Source organism: Acinetobacter sp. WC-743 (assembly GCF_000335555.1).
GTDB classification, from domain to species: Bacteria; Pseudomonadota; Gammaproteobacteria; order Pseudomonadales; family Moraxellaceae; genus Acinetobacter; species Acinetobacter bereziniae.
The window spans coordinates 13,688-32,861 of the sequence record NZ_AMFQ01000009.1 but is presented as its reverse complement, the minus strand read 5'-3'; the positions used below and the strand labels follow the sequence as shown (position 1 = coordinate 32,861).

Sequence of the window (19,174 nt, the reverse complement as noted above, 5' to 3'; positions counted from 1 at the left end):
AAACTGTTTTTCTCAATATCGAGCATAATTTTTTGGCTTCTTTGTGCTCAATATTGCATCCATTTCCACGAACACATTGCATATATAACGTATTTCGATCCAAGGATGCTAGTTTTATCTTTGAATCAACAGTTTATTTGCTTTTTGATATCCACGGGGTAAGAGTTGACCTTTCGATGCTCGTTTACCAATATACTTCTGTAAATCATCACCTTTTAGTTTTAATTGTTGCTGTCCTGCAAGCACTTGAATTACATCATCTAAATTCAACGTTAGCATAAACTGAATATATTCATCAGCCTCAAGTTGTATCAACTTGTTTCCCTTTCCTTTATTCAGCGTTGGCAATTCTGACAAATCAATCAAAAGTAAACGTCCTACTGAACTGAGTATAGCCAAATGAGTCTGATTTTCAACGACCTCTATCGGCATAGCTTTCGCATCATCCGCTACAGTCAAGAATGTTTTACCCGCTTTAGCATTTGTATCCAATTGTTTCGCTTGAGATTTAAAACCATAACCTTTTGAACTTACAGCAATAATTTCTTTATCTTCATCCTCTACCAGTACTTGAATAAAGCTCACACCGTTAGCAGGTGACAGTTTTGAACTCAACGGTTCTCCCAAACCACGTGCAGAAGGCAAACTATTTATTGACAAGGCATAACTTCGACCGGTCTCATCCAAAATATACACTTTTTGATTCGACTTACCTTGTGCAGAACTCAAGTACTGATCGCCTGCACGGAAATTCAATTTCTCAACATCAATTTCATGACCTTTGGCTGAACGAATCCAACCTGCTTCTGAAAGAATTACTGTGACAGCTTCAGCAGGCATCAAGTCTTGCTCGCTCATTGCCTGTGATTCTTCACGTTGCACAATTGGTGAACGGCGATCATCACCAAATTTTTTCGCATCATCTTTAAGCTCTTCAATAATCAAAGATTTTAAAGATTCTGGATTTGCCAACTGCTCACGAATCACCGCCGCTCTTGCCTCAAGTTCTTCCTGCTCACGACGCATTTCCATTTCTTCAAGTTTTGCCAAATGACGTAACTTGAGTTCTAAAATCGCTTCAGCCTGTATTTCATCAATATTGAAACGCATCATTAACACAGGTTTTGGCTGATCTTCTTCACGAATGATTTTGATCACTTCATCAATGTTTAAATAAGCAATGATCAAACCACCTAAGATATGCAGGCGCTTTTCAATCTTGTTGAGATGATATTGCAGTCGACGTGTGACAGTATGTTTACGAATTTCAATCCATTCTAATAATATTCTGCGGATTGATTTGACTTGTGGACGACCATCAGCTCCGATCATGTTCATATTGACACGATAACTGGATTCTAAGTCTGTAGTCGCAAACAAATGACTCATTACCGCTTCTGCATCAATACGATTTGAGCGCAGTACAATCACTAAACGTGTTGGGTTTTTATGATCTGACTCATCACGTAAATCACTCACCAAAGGCAATTTTTTGGCTTGCATCTGATCTGCAATTTGCGTAATAACCTTAGAGCCTGAAACTTGGTAAGGCAGTTCAGTTATGACGATTTCATTTTTTTCAATATGATAAATTGCACGTGTTCGGTAACTTCCACGCCCTGTGGTTTGGAGCTTAAGTAATTCTTCACGTGAGGTAATAATTTCTGCTTTGGTCGGCAAATCAGGGGCAGGAATATATTCTGCAACTTTTTCATCGGTTAAATTAGGATTACGAATTAATGCAATTGTGCCTTTGACCACTTCACGTAAGTTGTGCGGTGGAATATCGGTCGCCATCCCAACAGCAATACCTGTTGTACCATTCAGCAAAATATTCGGTACACGCGCAGGTAAACTCACTGGCTCTTTCATTGAACCATCAAAGTTATCTTGCCAATCACAAGTACCTTGACCTAACTCTGATAATAATAAATCGCTATAAGTTGAAAGTTTAGCTTCGGTATAACGCATTGCTGCGAAAGACTTAGGATCATCAGGTGAACCCCAGTTGCCCTGACCTTCAATGAATGGATAACGATAACTAAATGGCTGAGCCATCAGCACCATAGCTTCATAACATGCAGAGTCACCATGAGGATGATATTTACCCAGTACGTCACCGACTGTACGTGCAGATTTCTTTGGCTTACCACTTGGCTTTAATCCCAACTCGCTCATCGCATAGACGATACGGCGCTGTACAGGTTTTAAACCATCACTGATATGAGGCAGTGCACGATCCATGATCACGTACATGGCATAGTTCAGGTAAGCTTGTTCAGTAAATTCTGCTACGGAACGGTTTTCTGTCGCATGATGCGCAAGGCTTGTCATAACAACCTTTTATCCTAATTAAATTCGTTCTAAATAAATGCTGATGTATCTACATTCTTATGCTAAGTCGCAGCGCCTGACGACACAAGCACAAGTGTACGCCACAACGACAAATTGCGTCTTTCGGTGTTTCTAATGACGTAAAATTATCCACTTTTTGGAAAATGAGCAACTTTTATTTAAATGGTTATTTTAAAATTCGAATATACACTTTATTTCAAACGAAATTTATAAATGCTGAAACTTATTAGAGTGGTCCAATTCGTGCGTTTATAAAATGGATGCTCAAACTCAGCAACCATCCGATCCCATATAAAAACAGCAAAGTAACAGGAACCACTAAGCTATACGCTTCCATCCAAGACAACCGATCCAATAAAGGACCTAACCCTATTACATTAAATGCTGACACTTGAAAACCTATGGGTAATTGTAAGAAAACAAAATTTCCTTTGTTATCAGTCATTGGATCTAATGCAATATAAAGACAAAATGCACTAAGCAAAAGATAAATAATACAGAAGCTTAATCCTATTTTACTTTTCATTATTTCGCCCTTAATTCTTGTCTGATCTAGCCCATAATATAGCGATAAATTGTTTGTTTTTAATTCAATATACGAAAAATTAAAACGGCTGATCGCTAAGATTAACCCGATATCAGCCATTCTATACTTATTATTTGTTATCGTTTTTTTGGCGCTTTACTTTTAATACTTCTAATCAACCACTATAACCCAATCTCTTCTAAAGTCTTGCTCTTGGTTTCTTCACCCAAGACCATTACAACAGCTGCTACTGCTAAAAGTACGGCTGTAAACATCATAAAGACTGAACTAAAACCATTGCTTGCCACCATCATATGAGTGACGACCAGTGGTGCAACGATTCCTCCAATACGCCCAATCGCAGATGCCCAACCTGAGCCAAAGGCACGAATGTTGGTGGGATACTGTTCAGGCGTATAAGTATATAAAACACCCCACGCACCCAAATTGAAGAAAGACATTAAACAGCCCCAAAACATGATCATATTGACTGAGGTAGCTTGTCCAAAGAAATACGCAGATACCGCACACATCGCAATAAAGCCTGCCAGCGTAGCTTTACGCCCCAGCTTTTCAACCAGCCAAGCAGCAGCAACATAACCCGGCAACTGCGCCAAAATCATGCCCAAGACATATTCAAAGGACTGCACGATGGTATAACCTTGTTTGACCAACAAACTGGGTAACCATGTGAAAATGCCATAATAAGAATAGACGATACCAAACCAAATCAACCACAACATCAAGGTACGGCGGGCAAAAGCGCTCGACCACAGTTGAGTGAAGGAAAGATTTGGCTTGGCGGCAACAGGTTTGACTTCAATCGTAGTGATGACTTCTACACCACATTGCCGTTCAAGTTTTTGTACCAGCGCATGAGCTTCGTCAATGCGACCACGATTAATTAGATAAGGAACAGATTCAGGCACTTTTTTCAAAATCATGAAAACATAAATGGCAGGTAATCCACCAATCAAAAATGCGATATGCCAACCATAATCAGGGATCACAAAGTATGAAATCAAAGCTGCAACTAACCAGCCTAACCCCCAAAAACTTTCAAGCAAAACAATAAACCGACCTCGAACCTGAGCAGGGATATATTCACTGACCAGCGTCACAGCAACAGGCAATTGCCCACCCAGCCCTAATCCGACAATAAAACGGAAAATCAACAGCCATGTCAGATTCGGCGCAAAAGCACATAACGCGGTTGCAACGCTATAGGTCACCAAAGTAATCGCAAAGACTGTTCTTCGACCGATTCGATCAGCCAAGCCACCTGAAAATACAGCACCGATTGCCATTCCGACAAAGCCAATCGAGACCACCCAGCCTTTTTCCGTAGGTGTCATCTGCCATTCTTCTGCCATTTTGGTCAAAATAAATGAAATCAGACCTGTATCCATGGCATCGAACATCCAGCCCAGTCCGATCACCCACAGCAAAGTATAGTGAAACTTCCCAATGGGTAGACGTTGTACACGTGATACTAAATCCATAAGACACTCAACAAATAGGTAAATTGATCGACAAGCGTGGCATACACTTTATTTTTGAAGAATTAAGTTCAGAATTTCTCCCGACAATCCGTCAAAATCTTTAAATTCTTGAGAATGAAAACCATTGTTGATCAAAATTTTTCGAGATGGAATATTTACAGGATCAATAATGGCGATTAAACCCTTTAACTGAGACTGTTTTTTTGCATGACATCAACTTTTCTGACGAGTTGAAAATTTGCTCTAAAATCTAAGGTTGTAAATTTTCCAAGTTTAATCTTTGGGCTGCCTCTATATGACATATACAACCTCAAATTCGGCGATAAATCTTCAAAATACTCTTCTAAATAGCATCACTATATTCAGCTTTCATCTTTAGAGGATGCCGACTGCTCATCATCATCTTTATAAATAAATTTCGGCATTTCTAAACCAAAATAAATGGCAATACAGCGTAGCGCAAAACCAAACACCAATGTCGAAATTACAGTGATTTCTAGAGATAAGCCAAAGTCTATACAGAACCAGTAGAAAATAACAGCAACAAAGGAAATTGATGCATACAACTCTCGACGGAATACCAACGGAACATCATTACACAAAATGTCTCGTAAAATACCGCCTGACACACCTGTCAAAACACCAGCAACTGCTGAAACAACAAAACCATGCCCCATCTGTAACGCAATCTGACAACCAATAATGGTAAAACCAATTAAACCCAAGGCATCTAACAATAAGAAAATGGAATGTAAATGCTTCATCCATTTAGCGATGAGAATTGTGACAAAAGCCGCGCAGCATGTCAGTACAAGATATTCAGGATGTTTCACCCAAGTGAGCGGATAATGTCCCAACAAGACATCACGGACCGAACCACCGCCGAGTGCGGTTACACAGGCAATCAACACTACACCAAACCAGTCCATACTACGTCGTCCTGCTGACAACGCTCCCGTCATGGCTTCTGCTGTAATTGCAATAATATAAATAATGGTCAGTAACATTGCCCTTCATCCACTGATGGGTAAAAGATGCGCGCTATTTTAAGTCAAAACGAGCTAAAAGCTACAAGAATTGCGCACAACATTGCTTAAATTTTTTTGTTGATCCACAAATACAAGGCTGTTTCATTGTAACTTGCTGATCTGTAGTTGGATCTAAAAAATACCACTGATCTACATGATAGACAAAATGTGAAACTTCATGATGAATCTGCGTTTGCTGACCATCATGAAAATGTGCTTTAAACTCAACCTGAGCGTGATTTTTATCCAGCTTTTCTTTGGCTTGAACTACCTCTAATTTGAGCCACTGATTAGACGTACTCCATGCTGCAATCGCCTGTACATCCAATGCTTGCTGCTGCCCCAATGCAGTTGTTGCCACAATATATGCAATCTCTTGTTTGGCAAATGCGCTATAGCGAGATTTCATTAATTGCTCAGCTGTCTGGGCTTTTTTTTGCCCCGAATGTAGTGGCTGACAACATTGACTATATTGCGCCGAACCACAGGGACAGGATAGATTGGACATAGTAAACTCAAAATCTGAATAGGCTTAAATGATAATGCAACCCTACTTAAAATCGAAACTTTTCACAAAAATATAGCGTGATAAAAACAGCTGATTTAAATGATGCAAGTTTTCAAGAATACTCAAGTCATACCACCAGATTATTCATATAAGTCATTTACTTTGAATGATTTATTCCAACTCGACTTTAAACCTTTTATACGAATTTTTAGTGACTGTTTGATGCTTTATTTGTTTTGCTCTTTTAATAAACCGTGGAAGATCTCTCTATCCTAAAGCAACATGAATGTCGCCATTGGCTACGCTACAGCTTATACCGATCATCTGAACAAAAAAATAAGCCAGTTTTTCAACTGGCTTGTTTTCAATATCCTTGCTTTCAATATTAAGGTTTATTCTGAGTCTTTAGATGGCGACAATGCCACAATATGAACTTTTTCAATCTTATGCCCATCCATCGTGACCACTTCAAACTCATAACCATCTGCTTGTAACTTCTGACCATTTTCAGGTAAGCGACCAAGATGGAACAAGATATAACCCGAAAGTGTTGAATATTGCTCTGACTCATCTACCAAGTCTCGACCTAACAGCAATGAAACATGGCGAATATCGGTTGAACCTTCCAACATCAATGAACCATCTTCCAAGCTTTCAGCAGCAGCCTCCAACTCATCTTCATCAGGGAATTCACCTGCAATCGCCTCAAGTACATCAATAGGCGTGGCAATCCCCTCGATTGAACCATATTCATTGAGGACAATCGCCATTTGCAAAGGTGCTTGACGTAGTTGCTCCATCACCATCAACACTTGTGCATTTTCATGAACAATGACAGGTTCACGTAAGTGTTTGTCAAAATTCAAAATACCCGTTTCAATATAATCATTGAGCACTTTATGCGTGAGCACAATACCTGCGATATTGTCTAATTCACCATGCGCTAAGATCAGTCTTGAGTGAGACATTGCCATTAAATTTTCTTTGATGGTGGCTTCGTCTTCATCCAAGTCCAACCATTCTAATTCTGGTCGTGGCGTCATAACTGATTTCACTGGGCGCTCAGATAAACCCAATACACCTTGTACCATGACACTATGGTATGCCCCATTTTCATCATCAAAGATTTCATCGGCTAAAGCTTGTGTTGCAATCACATCATCGGCTTTACCATTTTGACTTTCTGCATTTTTGCCCCCTAACATTTTCAACACTGCTGAAGCCGTACGGAAACGCAAATCTGTGGTTGTGACCATCTTTTCTTGGTTCTTACGCATGGTTTGGTTCATGAACTCAATCAATACCGAGAAACCAATGGCAGCATATAAATAACCTTTCGGAATATGGTATCCAAAGCCCTCAACAATCAATGAAAAACCAATCATCATCAAGAAGCCTAGACATAAAATCACGACAGTCGGATGTTTGTTAACAAAGTCCATTAAAGGTTTAGATGCCCACAGCATAATCCCGACGGCGATCACCACAGCAATCATCATCACTGAAAGCTCTTTCACCATGCCTACCGCAGTAATCACACTGTCTAGTGAGAATACAGCATCAAGAATGACAATCTGAACAATCACCATCCAAAAAGCCGCATGGACTGGATTTTCTTCTTTTAAATCCTGTCCACCTTCAAGGCGTTCATGCAGTTCCATTGTACCTTTAAAAAGCAGGAATACCCCACCAAACAACAGGATAAGGTCACGACCAGAGAAAGGATGGTCGAAAATATGAAATAAAGGTGCGGTGAGCGTAACCACCCAAGCAATGGATGCCAGTAAAACCATACGCATACACAGCGCAAGCAACAAGCCTAAAATCCGTGCTTTATTACGTTGCTCTGGAGGAAGTTTTTCTGCCAAAATTGCAATAAAAACAAGGTTATCAATACCTAGAACTATTTCCAAAACAACCAAAGTCGCCAGACCAACCCACGCCGAAGGATCGGACATCCATTCAAGTATCATTGATCTTGCTCCATTGCAGTTGCGCAATTGATATTTTCAGCATTTGAGAACTGTAAATTTCGAAACAGAGAAGAAAACTTTAGTTTATTTTGAAATATTTTTTTGTCTAAAGATTGTGCATTTTCGGAGCGACTACAACCACTACCCATGATGATTCATTTGTTGATAAACAGGCTTTAATTATAGGCAGTTTTGATAAAAATTTCATCTTATTTGTATGGGATTTTATTTGCTTAGCGCATAAATCGTAACTCACTATATTGTCGTAACGCCAGAGATCGCTCATTTCCATGATTTGCTCACTCTCACCTCAACAGCAACTCTTTAACGATACAAATCATTGCAAAAGTGCCTATAACGCAACATGTTTTTGTCATATTTCTTGCTTAAGGTAGTCGAAATACATAAGAACATGATAAGTTAAGGTGAAAAAATAAATGATGAATAGTGTATTGCCTGTAATGATAAATGAATCGTTAGAATTAGATCAGCAAACTCCTAAAGCAACTCAATGTTTAATTGCACTGTATTGTGGCTCCCGACCTGGAAATAATCCGACTTATAGAGAAAAAGCAATTCAATTGGCTCAAGGCATAGCCGAACATGGTTTTGGTATTGTCTATGGTGGTGCCAGTATTGGTTTGATGGGACAAGTTGCAGATACCGTGACTGAACATGGTGGTGATGTGGTAGGCGTGATCCCTGAATTTATGCTGGATTATGAAATTGCACATAATCAACTGACTGAACTACACATTGTACAAAGTATGCATGAACGAAAAGCCATGATGGCAGATCGTGCCAGTGCCTTTGTTGCTCTTCCAGGTGGTTTTGGAACCTTTGAAGAAATCTTAGAAGTCGCCACATGGGGACAACTCAATCAACATCAAAAACCCATGATGTTATATAACGTGAATGGATTTTATGACCATTTGATTGCCCAGTTAGATCATGCTGTTGTTGAAGGCTTTTTACCACCACAACATCGTGCCAAACTGATTGTGTGTAACCATGCTGATCAAATCTATAATGCAATTAAAAACTTAGAAGCGCCTAAACAATTCGTCGTCTAAGCTTTATATCGTCAATCGATGGAATGAAAATGAATAAGATGAATTTTCAAAAACTCATCTTATTCAGTCTGATAGGGTTCAACTTTTGATCAATCTATTCAAATTAGATCAATAACATTGAATACAGATGCAATTACTTCAAAGCAGGACTAAAACGACTATATCATTGGTGGAATATTTGCCATCCATAAATTAAACCTGCAGCAGCTACAATCCAACACAATGTCGCAACGCCAAAACAAGACCACATTGAAAGTTTTGTTGCCAATAAATAAACCACCAACAAATAAATAAAATAAGGAACGAGTGACCATATTCCGAATAAAGCGGTTTGTTTTAACGCTTCTGCACCTTTTTCTTGAGCTACGATTACATGTGCGATCAGTGCAAAGGTCGGAAACAGTGGAACCAAGCCCGCAATATAAAATGTCTTACTTTTTGAAAGAATTGAAATCAGTAAAACTACTGCTGCACCGATACTGCATTTCAAAAATAAAGACAACATTAAATACCACTCAAACAAACATCAGATCTGAGCAAGAGTTTACGCCAACATTATCCTTTTGAAATCTAAAAAATCAGCTTATTTCATCCAAAATCAACACAATGTTGAATTAGAATGCACGTTTCAATTTGCCACGATGAATAAAGGCAAAAAAAGCCATTGCCGCTAACGCACCGAGGAAAAAAATGAATTTAATTTCACTTCGGCTTAAATGGTATTCAGATTTGTTGGTTTCTGTTTGGCTAAAATCTGCTTGTACAGGTGGGATACTTGTCGTCAGATAAGAGGGTTTGATATTTTTAAAGTTTAATTCAGTCAGCGCAGCTGGTTTTTCACCTTTGCCTACTAAAACATAGGCAGCAACAACATCAAAATCCACTGCATTTTGAATGCCAAATTTAACCTTTATCGGTTCATAAGTATTGTATTCAGGAATCCAATCATTCAGCTGGCTGTAGATACGAATGGTGTCGGTCTTTTCTAATTTGGGGTCTTGAATAAGTTGAACAGCGTTTTCATCCAACAAAGCGGTTAACGCTTTAAATTGATGAAATGAATACTGATTGGTTTGTGTAAGTTGCTCTGCAATCAAGGTTTGCTGTGTGGAATGTTCGCTTGGCTTCGCTTTATTTAATAAGCCTTGATTTTCAAGTATAAAATCTGCTTTTGACGTCAATCCAGGGAAGTTTTGACGTCCGACTAAATATACAGCTGTCCAAATCTGATCGCCAGATTGAACATCTTCTAATTCCACTTCATACAATTGATTTGGTTTAAGCTGTAAAACTTGGTCAAACAGGACTGGCATAGCATCTTCTGCAAAAACATTGCACGAAAATACCAAACAAAGAACACATATAAGTTTGTGTATATTCATTTTTAAGCCCCCTGTAAATGCGATGCACATCACATATATTACAGTAAAAATAATAACCAATCGCAGAATAGTTGTCTTACAATCTGTTTTTCTAGATAAATGGTTTTTCATCTCATTCAGTAGGCATAACCAGACACTCAAAACAAACCAATCCGTTGGGTAAAAAATACAGACTCAACTTTTGATATATGAAACTGGTTATTTCATAAGCATTTCATTTTAAATAAATTATATTGTCATATTGAACGTATAAAAATTAGACCAATAAAATAAATCACAATCAGTCTAATGCTATGAATCTTATTATTTTATGTAAAACATTGATTGTGGTAGCTTTTAAAAAATGGTCAGTTAGATGACACAATTTGTCGCTTAAAAACTATTTTTTACAGCTTGAACAAAATTAAATCGCTATCATATAGCACTTTAATTCGCATAATTTCGAGAAAGTTTTATGAGTCAAAGTCATATCCGTATTCGAGGCGCACGTACCCATAATTTAAAAAATGTGTCACTCGATATTCCACGTGACAAGTTTGTGGTGATCACGGGACTTTCAGGCTCAGGAAAATCATCACTGGCTTTTGATACTTTATATGCTGAAGGTCAACGTCGTTATGTTGAATCCCTCTCTGCCTATGCACGTCAATTCCTTTCACAAATGGAAAAGCCAGAAGTCGATTCAATTGAAGGTTTAAGCCCTGCGATTGCCATCGAACAAAAGTCGACTAGCCATAACCCTCGTTCAACAGTCGGAACCATCACTGAGATTTACGATTATTTACGTCTACTCTATGCACGTGTAGGCACGCCATATTGCCCTGAACATGACTTACCCATGGTTGCCCAAACTGTTTCTGAAATGGTGGACGCAGTTAAAGCTCTGGAAGAAGGTACAGCGTTAATGCTACTTGCGCCTGTGGTTCGTGAGCGTAAAGGTGAATATACCAATCTGTTTGAACAATTACAGAGTCAAGGTTTTGTCCGTGCGCGTGTTGATGGTGAAGTCATTGATATCGATACTCCGCCAGAGCTGGATAAAAAGAAAAAACATACCATCGAAGTGGTTGTTGATCGCTTTAAAGTACGTGACGATCTAGGGAACCGTATTGCAGAAAGCTTTGAAACTGCACTACGTCTAGGTGGAGATATTGCAGTTCTATCGTGGATGAGCGGTGAGCAGCCTGATCGTGTGTTTTCTGCAAAGCACTCATGCCCTGAATGTGATCGTGCGGTAGCTGAACTTGAACCCCGTCTGTTTTCGTTCAACAATCCTTTCGGTGCCTGCCCTGTCTGTGATGGTTTAGGTACGCGAAGCCACTTTAGCGCTGAAAAATTAATCCCTAGCCCTGATGTATCTATTAGCCAAGGGGCGATACGTGGTTGGGACAGACAACGCCCTTACTACTACAGCATGATTCAAAAAGTTGCAGATCATTTCGGTTTTTCATTAGATACACCATGGAATGAGCTGGATGCAGAAACCAAAAAGAAATTTCTGTATGGAACAGGCAAGGAAAAAGTTGATTTAAGCTATATCGATGAACGTGGTCGTAAGCACAATCGAGTACAACCTTTCGAAGGTATTTTGCCCCATTTAGAACGCCGCTATCGTGAAACTGAATCGAATTATGTTCGCGATGATTTGGCACAATATTTATCAAATGCCGCTTGTGATGCTTGTGGTGGCTCACGCTTAAATGAAATTTCCCGTCATGTTCGGGTAAAAGATAAAACCATTGCTCAAATAACTAAAATGTCGATTGGTGATGCTGAAAGCTACTATCAAGATTTAAATCTTGAAGGTGCCAAAGGTGAAATTGCCGATAAGATTTTTAAAGAAATTCGTGAGCGTTTGCATTTCCTTGTTTCCGTGGGTTTAAATTATTTAAGTCTTTCACGTTCGGCTGAAACCCTTTCAGGAGGTGAAGCACAGCGTATTCGCCTTGCTTCGCAAATCGGTGCAGGCTTAATGGGCGTGATGTATGTTTTAGATGAACCATCTATCGGTTTACATCAACGTGATAATGACCGTTTACTTGAAACATTGGTACGCTTGCGTGATCTTGGCAATACGGTATTGGTGGTTGAACATGATGAAGATGCCATTCGTGCCGCTGACCATATTATTGATATTGGTCCTGGCGCTGGTATCCATGGTGGTCATGTCATTGCAGAAGGTACCTATGAAGAATTGGCAAACAATGAAGATTCTTTAACTGGTAAATACTTATCTGGAAAATTAAAAATCGCAGTGCCTAAACAGCGTGTAACACCGCCAAAACCTGATGAGCAAATTAAACTGATGGGTGCAGCAGGTCATAACCTTAAAAATGTTGATCTGAGCATACCTTTGGGTGTGATGACCTGTGTGACAGGGGTTTCTGGTTCAGGAAAATCAACACTGATCAACCGTACGCTATTGCCTTTGGCTGCAACTCAACTCAATGGTGCAACCACCTTAACGGCGGAAAAGTTCGACTCGATTGATGGCTTGCAATTCCTTGATAAAGTGGTCGATATTGATCAAAGCCCGATTGGACGTACACCACGCTCCAATCCTGCAACCTATACAGGTTTATTCACCCCGATTCGTGAATTATTTGCTCAAACACCTGAGGCAAAAGCACGTGGTTATGCCGCAGGTCGTTTCTCTTTCAACGTCAAAGGTGGTCGTTGCGAAGCCTGTGAAGGTGATGGCATGATCAAAGTGGCGATGCATTTCTTGCCTGATATGTACGTGCCTTGTGATGCCTGCCATGGTCAACGTTATAACCGTGAAACTTTGGAAGTCGGCTATAAAGGTAAAAATATTTCTGATGTGTTGGAAATGACGGTTGAAGATGCCATGCATTTCTTTGATGCAATTCCTGTCATTCACCGTCGATTAGAAACCTTAAACCAAGTGGGTTTAGGCTATATTCGTTTAGGTCAGTCTGCAACCACTTTGTCTGGTGGTGAAGCACAACGTGTTAAATTGGCACGTGAATTGGCAAAGCGAGATACAGGCAAAACCTTATATGTCCTTGATGAACCAACGACGGGCTTACACTTCCACGATATTGCCAAGCTTTTAGACATCCTGCATGAGCTTCGCAATAAGGGCAATACGATTGTGGTGATTGAGCATAATCTGGATGTGATTAAAACTGCGGACTGGGTAATTGACTTAGGTCCTGAAGGGGGTTCAGGTGGTGGTCAAATTATTGCTGAAGGCACACCAGAAGATGTGGTTAAATCGAAAGTTTCACATACAGCGAAATTCTTAAAACCGTTGTTGAAGTAAGGCGATTTATTGCATTTCTGCCCTCTCTTGTTTTAGAGAGGGCTCGCGCCTCTACGCTCGTCGATAAAGGGGTATAGAGGGCTCTAAGTTTTTATAATTAAAATAAAAATTGACATATATAACTGATATTTTTTATCCACTTTGATATTTGTCTTTTACCCATCTATCCGTCAATTATTAGCTTATTTGTCAGGCTTTCTGATCTATATCTTGGCTCATTACTCTGTCTTTTAACTGTAAAAATTTTGCATTTCCAATTCATACAAGGCAAGATCAATCCATAGCACAGGATATTCATCATATGAAGTTTCTTTACCCATGCTTTTTGATCCCCAGTATTGCTTTACTCAGCGGCTGTATCGGCAATATGAATCCAGCGGGTGGAAATGGTCGCCCCAACTATCCATATTTCGTCACTACACAACCCATGATCATTAAAAAAATAAATGTACCGGCAGGGACTATACTGACCTATGAGAAACAAAGTTTTAAGACAGGCAAACAAAATCAACTCATGAATGAAAATAAACTACAATCCATTTTGATGCCAAGTGGACAAAACATCATATGGGGTGGCGTACCCGTCAGTATGATCGAGAAATTTTTCAATTCACAAATGCGCGGTTATAGTGTTCATGCAGAATTCGAAAAGTTATCACCGAGTCAAAGCACGAGATTTTCAAAATTATGGAAAAGTTGTAATGACCATCTTGGAATTACAATTAAAAATAATAACGATTGGTCATTTAATCTGAATAATATAGCTGATGTAGAAAACTGTAGTGTGCTTTATCAACGCTACTTTAAACATGATACTGAACAACAGCAATTTCTGGATCAGTTATATCGGGAATTAAAAAAAGTGAATCTCAAATAACCGTGTTTGAATGAACTATCCCACGACTTTATTGCGACCTTGTGCCTTTGCTTTAAATAAAGAGGCATCCGCTTGAGCGAACAAATCTTCCCAATTCTTTGCCCCTGTTGCTACGCCAATACTTACGGAAACATTCAAGTGATCTGTTGAAGGTGCATGATTAAATTTCAACTGGGAAACATCTGCCAAAATACTTTCAGCAATTTGCAACGCCCAATCCCACTCGACTTGATCAATTAAAATCAAAAACTCATCACCACCAAAACGTACAATTAAATTTGACTGGGCAATATTGGCTTTTAGACACTGGGCAATTTCCACAATTACAGAATCGCCTAGGATATGTCCAAATTGATCATTCACATATTTAAAGTTATCAATATCCACCATGATTAGCGTCAGTTTTTCAAAACGTTCTGTTTGAGTGGCAATATTTTTTAAATAATCTTCTAATGCCAAACGATTCGAAACTCCGGTTAAAATGTCCGTATTGGCACTGTTCTGTAATTGAAATTCAAAGGCATCACGCTGTTTTAACATTTCTTTTAATTTATCAATGGCATCTTTCAATGTGTGCACTTCTTTATTTTGCACAGAAACAGCTCCCATATAATCACGCTCTTGAATTTGTGATAACTCTAAAATCATATTTCTGGCATAAATCAAAGGCTCAAAGAGTTTTTTCCTAGTATATAACATGGTAAAAATCGCCACAGCCAATGACAAAAGCGAGATAAATAATGTGATCAAAAACTGACGTTGCTCCGACTCCATTTGTGCTTGAGCACTCAACGCATGTGTTTCCAATAAATACTTTTGTAAGTCGATCACTGAATTGAATTTCCCAACCAAAACATCAGTCAACTGATTGGCTGTTAAAAAATAAGCTTGCTGATGTGAACTTTCCTCAATTAAACGATTAACAGTCGGTAATCCTTGATCAATAAATTGGCTTTTTACTTGAGCGTATAAATGTAGATATGCTGGCGTTTTTAAATTTTCCATTTGCATGGTATCCATCAAACGCCATAAGTATTTTACTTGCTCTTGAGTTTGTAGTGAGCGCGCTTTGTTATATTCAGGAATAGGCTCTGAAAAACTCAGTGGTGCCATAATATTGGAAGCCACACGCCCCGATTGATCTCGTAAATCCGCCAAGATCAATACGATAGATGCATAGTCCGTCACATCACTATTTATTTTTTTTGAGTCATTGATTAAGCGTTGTAACATGGCTCTACAGCTATCCCATGCAGCAAACATCCCCTGAATTGCTTGATCCATTTGAACAGAAGTACGTTCTTTTGCAGGCAATGCCAAATAAGCATCGACCTGCCCCCGTGCGACAGCTAAATCATGTCTTAACTGTACATCCACCTGATCCGCTAAAGCATTAAAGCCTGTCTGCCTTAAAGATTCGACGGTTAGATCAATTTGTCGATCGACCCCTTTACGATAATCTTGCAAGGCTTTCATATTTTCAGACAAATCTTGGGTTGAGTTCGACATTGCCTTATTCGTTGGTGCCCTTTCTCGTGATATTTTATTTGATGTTTCTGCAAAAATTTGTAAGGTCTGAATATCGACTAAAATTCTCTTTGAACGAACATATTCTTGATAATTACTGATAATTTGAGGAACAGCGATCAATAAAACGGACAAAATAATGACTGACATAAGGATAAGCAAACGGGTGCTTATTTGTTCTGATCGGAGTTCCTGCACCATCGTCATGACCCTATGGGAAGTAATGTCGAATGAATCTAAAAAATTTGGCTATATTATAGAGTATCTGAATCAATTCTACCCAAGTATTTAAATTTCAGTCTGTTTATTGCATTCACTATACTATCGCTTTTACAGATAAGTGATATTGAAAATTAACATTTTACATATAAATAGATTATTCTTAAAATATAAAAATCAAATGAATTATCACATTTTGAAAATACACCCTTTTCAATGCCCAGTTACCCCCAATAAACTGGGCATTTTTTTTAACCAATGCATTTATCTTAAATAAAAAAATAGACCCAATTTGTCCAAAATACTTAAGGTTAATTGTTTACGTTCAGCTGGATCATCACCTGCTTGCATGTTCATATTTAACGCAAATGCAATCACCTTGCCATTGGGTTGTTCAACCCATCCCGTATACCAACCCACTTGAGGTTCAACATCCATTCCCCAACCACTTTTAGCATACAGTTTACTGTCACCACGTCTCTCGATATAAAGCATATCTTTGACTTGTTGCTGTACATTTCGATCAAAAGGTAATTGCTTCATCGCCAGTTGATAGGCAAATTGAACTTCTTGTTCAGGGGAGATTTTTAAAGGACCCACCAACCAAAAATTATCGACTTGCTGACCAATCTCTGCATTACCAAAACCTACACGCTTCACTTCTTCACGCATCAATTCCAAGCCAATACGTCGAGCAAGCTCCTGATATACGGGAACAGCTGAAGCCTGCATCGCTTCTGCCAAAGTCATATCTTTTTCCCATGCTGAAAAAGCGCGCTTTTCACCATTCCAATGAAATACTTCAGTATTGGTTGCTTTTGCATTTTGCAAGCCAATTAAAGCATTCAACATCTTAAATGTAGATGCAGGAATATATTGAGTCTTTGCTCGGCTTAGATCATTACCATAACTTTTTAGATGAATCCCATCATAAGTAACAAACACAGCTTGAGTCTGTGCTTGATTAAATAATAAAGGAATCTCAGTTTCTCGCTCTGATATGACTGGGCGTTGTAGTTTTGAATCATAAACACAACCTGAAAATGCCAAACTACTGAGGATGACACAAAATAAACCTTTCATTTTAAACTTCATGATATTGGTGACCTTAAATACCACTCTAACATGCTGAAAAATTGAAATCGTAGAGATCATGGAAAAATATATTGTGCCAAGAATGTAAGAAAATATTTACATGTGCAATATATTGGTGCATAATGCACCTCATTAGGGCAATAATTAGGTTTTCCTCAGCAGAAACTTTAGCTTTGCTCCAGATTTTGGCGAAAAATCCCAGTTTTCTTTGAAAATTGGGATTTTTTTTGGCAAAAATCATGCCAACCCTATCTTTGATAGGTTAAGTTTAGCACTATATTGGTGCAAAATTTACTTCCTACCTTATTTGATGAAAATTTATTGATTTTTAAACAAAAAAAAGCCCAACCTTGGGGAAAGCTGGGCATATAAACTGCGAATTTAAAAAAACTCATTGATTAGCAATGAACTTTATAGACTTATTATCTAAAATCCATCACACTTTGTAAAACCTATTAAATTGATCGGATATAGAAATATTATCGTTTTTACTAATAATTGCGCCACGACTAACACTTTATTAAATAAAATGAATATTAAATCACATATTTTATGCCAGCTAAGCAGATTTTAATGACATTTTCTTGACATTGATTGCAAAAAAACCATCGAAAATACAAATTAACAACAGAATACAATAGAAAAAACAAATCAATAAAATTCGTATTTTGCCATCCTTTTTTTAATAAATATTACTGCTCTTTAGTTTTATTTACTTGTTCTGATTAAACTTTTTCTAAGGTTGACTTGAAGTTAAACAAATGTTCGTTTTTTAAACAGTGTTTTTTTCATGTATCTGCTTTGTAAACATACGTCTTAAACATCATTGACTTAATATCTTGTTACAATACAATGCCGTGTGTTTCACCAATTTCTCCTATTGGAAAAGATTATGAAAAAACTCGGTTTAGCCACTGCTCTATTATTAGCCATGACCGGCGCACAAGCATACCAATTTGAAGTTCAAGGTCAATCAGAGTATATCGATACAACTGAAAATGACAAAGACTTCACTGGTGGTCTTCAAGGTACTTTCTACTTCAAAAATGTTGACTCTTCTAAAGGTCCTTTGGCTGAAGCAGCGTTCTTAAACCAAGCTTCTAACGTATCTTTAGCGTACAACTATGGCGAATTAGATGCTGGCGTAACTGCACACAACTATGGCGCTAAAGCTGAAGCTTATGTTCCAACACCATATGTTCCTGCTTATGCAAGCGTATCTTATAGCCACACAATTCTTGATGGCAAACACGGCTTATCTAACGATCAAGGCGACCGTTTTGCTTTAGAATTAGGTGCTTTACCTACTCAAAACTTCTTAGTTGCTGTTGGTTATACCAACGTTGCTGACCAAGTTGCTTTAGATGCATTCAATGTAATGGGTAACGGTGTTGCTAAAGCAACTGCTGAAGCTGCAACAATTGGTGAAGATCAAGACGCAATCACTGCACGTGCTAAATACGTTGGTGGTATTGACGGTACAAACATGTCTTTAGCATTTGAATCAGGCATTATCTATGGTGATGCAACTGCATACCAATTCAAAACTGACTTCTATTTGAACCCACAATTAAGCATTGGTGCTTCTTACGCAGCTTCTAGCTACGAAGGTTCTCCAGATTCAGCTTGGGGTGCGAACGTAAACTACTTCATCACTCCTGCGATTGCAGTTGGTGCAAGCTATGTAAATGCAAACTACGAAGCGAAGAAAGAACAAGCGATCTCTTACTTTGGTGATACGCAAACTGTTGGCTTAAACGCTAAATTCCGTTTCTAATAACTTAGAAATTGAATCTGTAAAAAAGGACTCTCACGAGTCCTTT

14 protein-coding genes and 1 pseudogene are annotated in these 19,174 nt (G+C 38.5%); 4 read left to right on the top strand and 11 right to left on the bottom strand.

Going from position 1 to position 19,174, the window contains the following annotated elements; translation table 11 throughout:
- Positions 1-114: 114 nt before the first annotated feature.
- The 7 genes and pseudogenes from parC to ACINWC743_RS00835 form a co-directional block, all read right to left on the bottom strand.
- On the bottom strand, positions 115-2,334 hold the full coding sequence (gene parC, locus ACINWC743_RS00860) for a DNA topoisomerase IV subunit A (RefSeq protein WP_009584021.1): 2,220 nt from the start codon (positions 2,332-2,334) through the stop codon (positions 115-117).
- A gap of 247 nt (positions 2,335-2,581) precedes the next feature.
- The gene (locus tag ACINWC743_RS00855; protein WP_227561095.1) at positions 2,582-3,001 is read right to left on the bottom strand and encodes a hypothetical protein; all 420 of its coding nucleotides are present in this window, start codon (positions 2,999-3,001) and stop codon (positions 2,582-2,584) included.
- A gap of 62 nt (positions 3,002-3,063) precedes the next feature.
- Positions 3,064-4,383, bottom strand: coding sequence for an MFS transporter (locus tag ACINWC743_RS00850; protein WP_009583973.1), 1,320 nt, complete (start codon positions 4,381-4,383; stop codon positions 3,064-3,066).
- A gap of 48 nt (positions 4,384-4,431) precedes the next feature.
- Positions 4,432-4,590 (bottom strand): annotated as a pseudogene (locus ACINWC743_RS24655) (N-acetyltransferase); the annotation flags it as partial.
- Positions 4,591-4,745: 155 nt separating this feature from the next.
- Entirely contained in the window at positions 4,746-5,390 is a 645-nt protein-coding gene (locus tag ACINWC743_RS00845) for a trimeric intracellular cation channel family protein (RefSeq protein WP_009583997.1), read from the bottom strand.
- Between the two features lie 61 nt (positions 5,391-5,451).
- Positions 5,452-5,919, bottom strand: a complete 468-nt coding sequence (locus ACINWC743_RS00840; protein WP_009583990.1) for a YchJ family protein — start codon at positions 5,917-5,919, stop codon at positions 5,452-5,454.
- Positions 5,920-6,311: 392 nt separating this feature from the next.
- On the bottom strand, positions 6,312-7,892 hold the full coding sequence (locus ACINWC743_RS00835; RefSeq protein WP_004825615.1) for a TerC family protein: 1,581 nt from the start codon (positions 7,890-7,892) through the stop codon (positions 6,312-6,314).
- 437 nt (positions 7,893-8,329) lie between these two features.
- On the opposite strand from ACINWC743_RS00835, the gene ACINWC743_RS00830 reads away from it, so the two are divergent.
- Complete coding sequence (locus ACINWC743_RS00830; protein WP_004825617.1) at positions 8,330-8,965, top strand: TIGR00730 family Rossman fold protein; 636 nt, start codon at positions 8,330-8,332, stop codon at positions 8,963-8,965.
- A 163-nt stretch (positions 8,966-9,128) separates the two neighbouring features.
- On the opposite strand, the gene ACINWC743_RS00825 is transcribed toward ACINWC743_RS00830, so the two are convergent.
- A complete protein-coding gene (locus ACINWC743_RS00825; protein WP_005034503.1) occupies positions 9,129-9,470 on the bottom strand; it encodes a GlpM family protein in 342 nt (113 codons plus the stop codon).
- A gap of 109 nt (positions 9,471-9,579) precedes the next feature.
- A complete protein-coding gene (locus ACINWC743_RS00820) occupies positions 9,580-10,347 on the bottom strand; it encodes a hypothetical protein (protein ID WP_035299943.1) in 768 nt (255 codons plus the stop codon).
- Between the two features lie 454 nt (positions 10,348-10,801).
- On the opposite strand from ACINWC743_RS00820, the gene uvrA reads away from it, so the two are divergent.
- Together uvrA and ACINWC743_RS00810 are read left to right on the top strand one after the other, a co-directional pair.
- Entirely contained in the window at positions 10,802-13,633 is a 2,832-nt protein-coding gene (gene uvrA / locus ACINWC743_RS00815) for an excinuclease ABC subunit UvrA (protein ID WP_009584019.1), read from the top strand.
- A 301-nt stretch (positions 13,634-13,934) separates the two neighbouring features.
- Positions 13,935-14,510, top strand: a complete 576-nt coding sequence (locus ACINWC743_RS00810; protein WP_005034511.1) for a hypothetical protein — start codon at positions 13,935-13,937, stop codon at positions 14,508-14,510.
- A gap of 15 nt (positions 14,511-14,525) precedes the next feature.
- Here the strand turns inward: ACINWC743_RS00810 and ACINWC743_RS00805 are convergent, their stop codons facing one another.
- Together ACINWC743_RS00805 and blaOXA are read right to left on the bottom strand one after the other, a co-directional pair.
- Entirely contained in the window at positions 14,526-16,238 is a 1,713-nt protein-coding gene (locus ACINWC743_RS00805; protein WP_035299940.1) for a GGDEF domain-containing protein, read from the bottom strand.
- Positions 16,239-16,520: 282 nt separating this feature from the next.
- Positions 16,521-17,339: an OXA-229 family carbapenem-hydrolyzing class D beta-lactamase gene (blaOXA, locus tag ACINWC743_RS00800; protein ID WP_228129096.1), complete on the bottom strand. Its 819-nt coding sequence runs from the start codon at positions 17,337-17,339 to the stop codon at positions 16,521-16,523.
- A 904-nt stretch (positions 17,340-18,243) separates the two neighbouring features.
- Between blaOXA and omp33-36 the strand changes: the two genes are divergently transcribed.
- On the top strand, positions 18,244-19,128 hold the full coding sequence (gene omp33-36 / locus ACINWC743_RS00790; RefSeq protein ID WP_004825632.1) for a porin Omp33-36: 885 nt from the start codon (positions 18,244-18,246) through the stop codon (positions 19,126-19,128).
- The last annotated feature ends 46 nt before the right edge of the window (positions 19,129-19,174 follow it).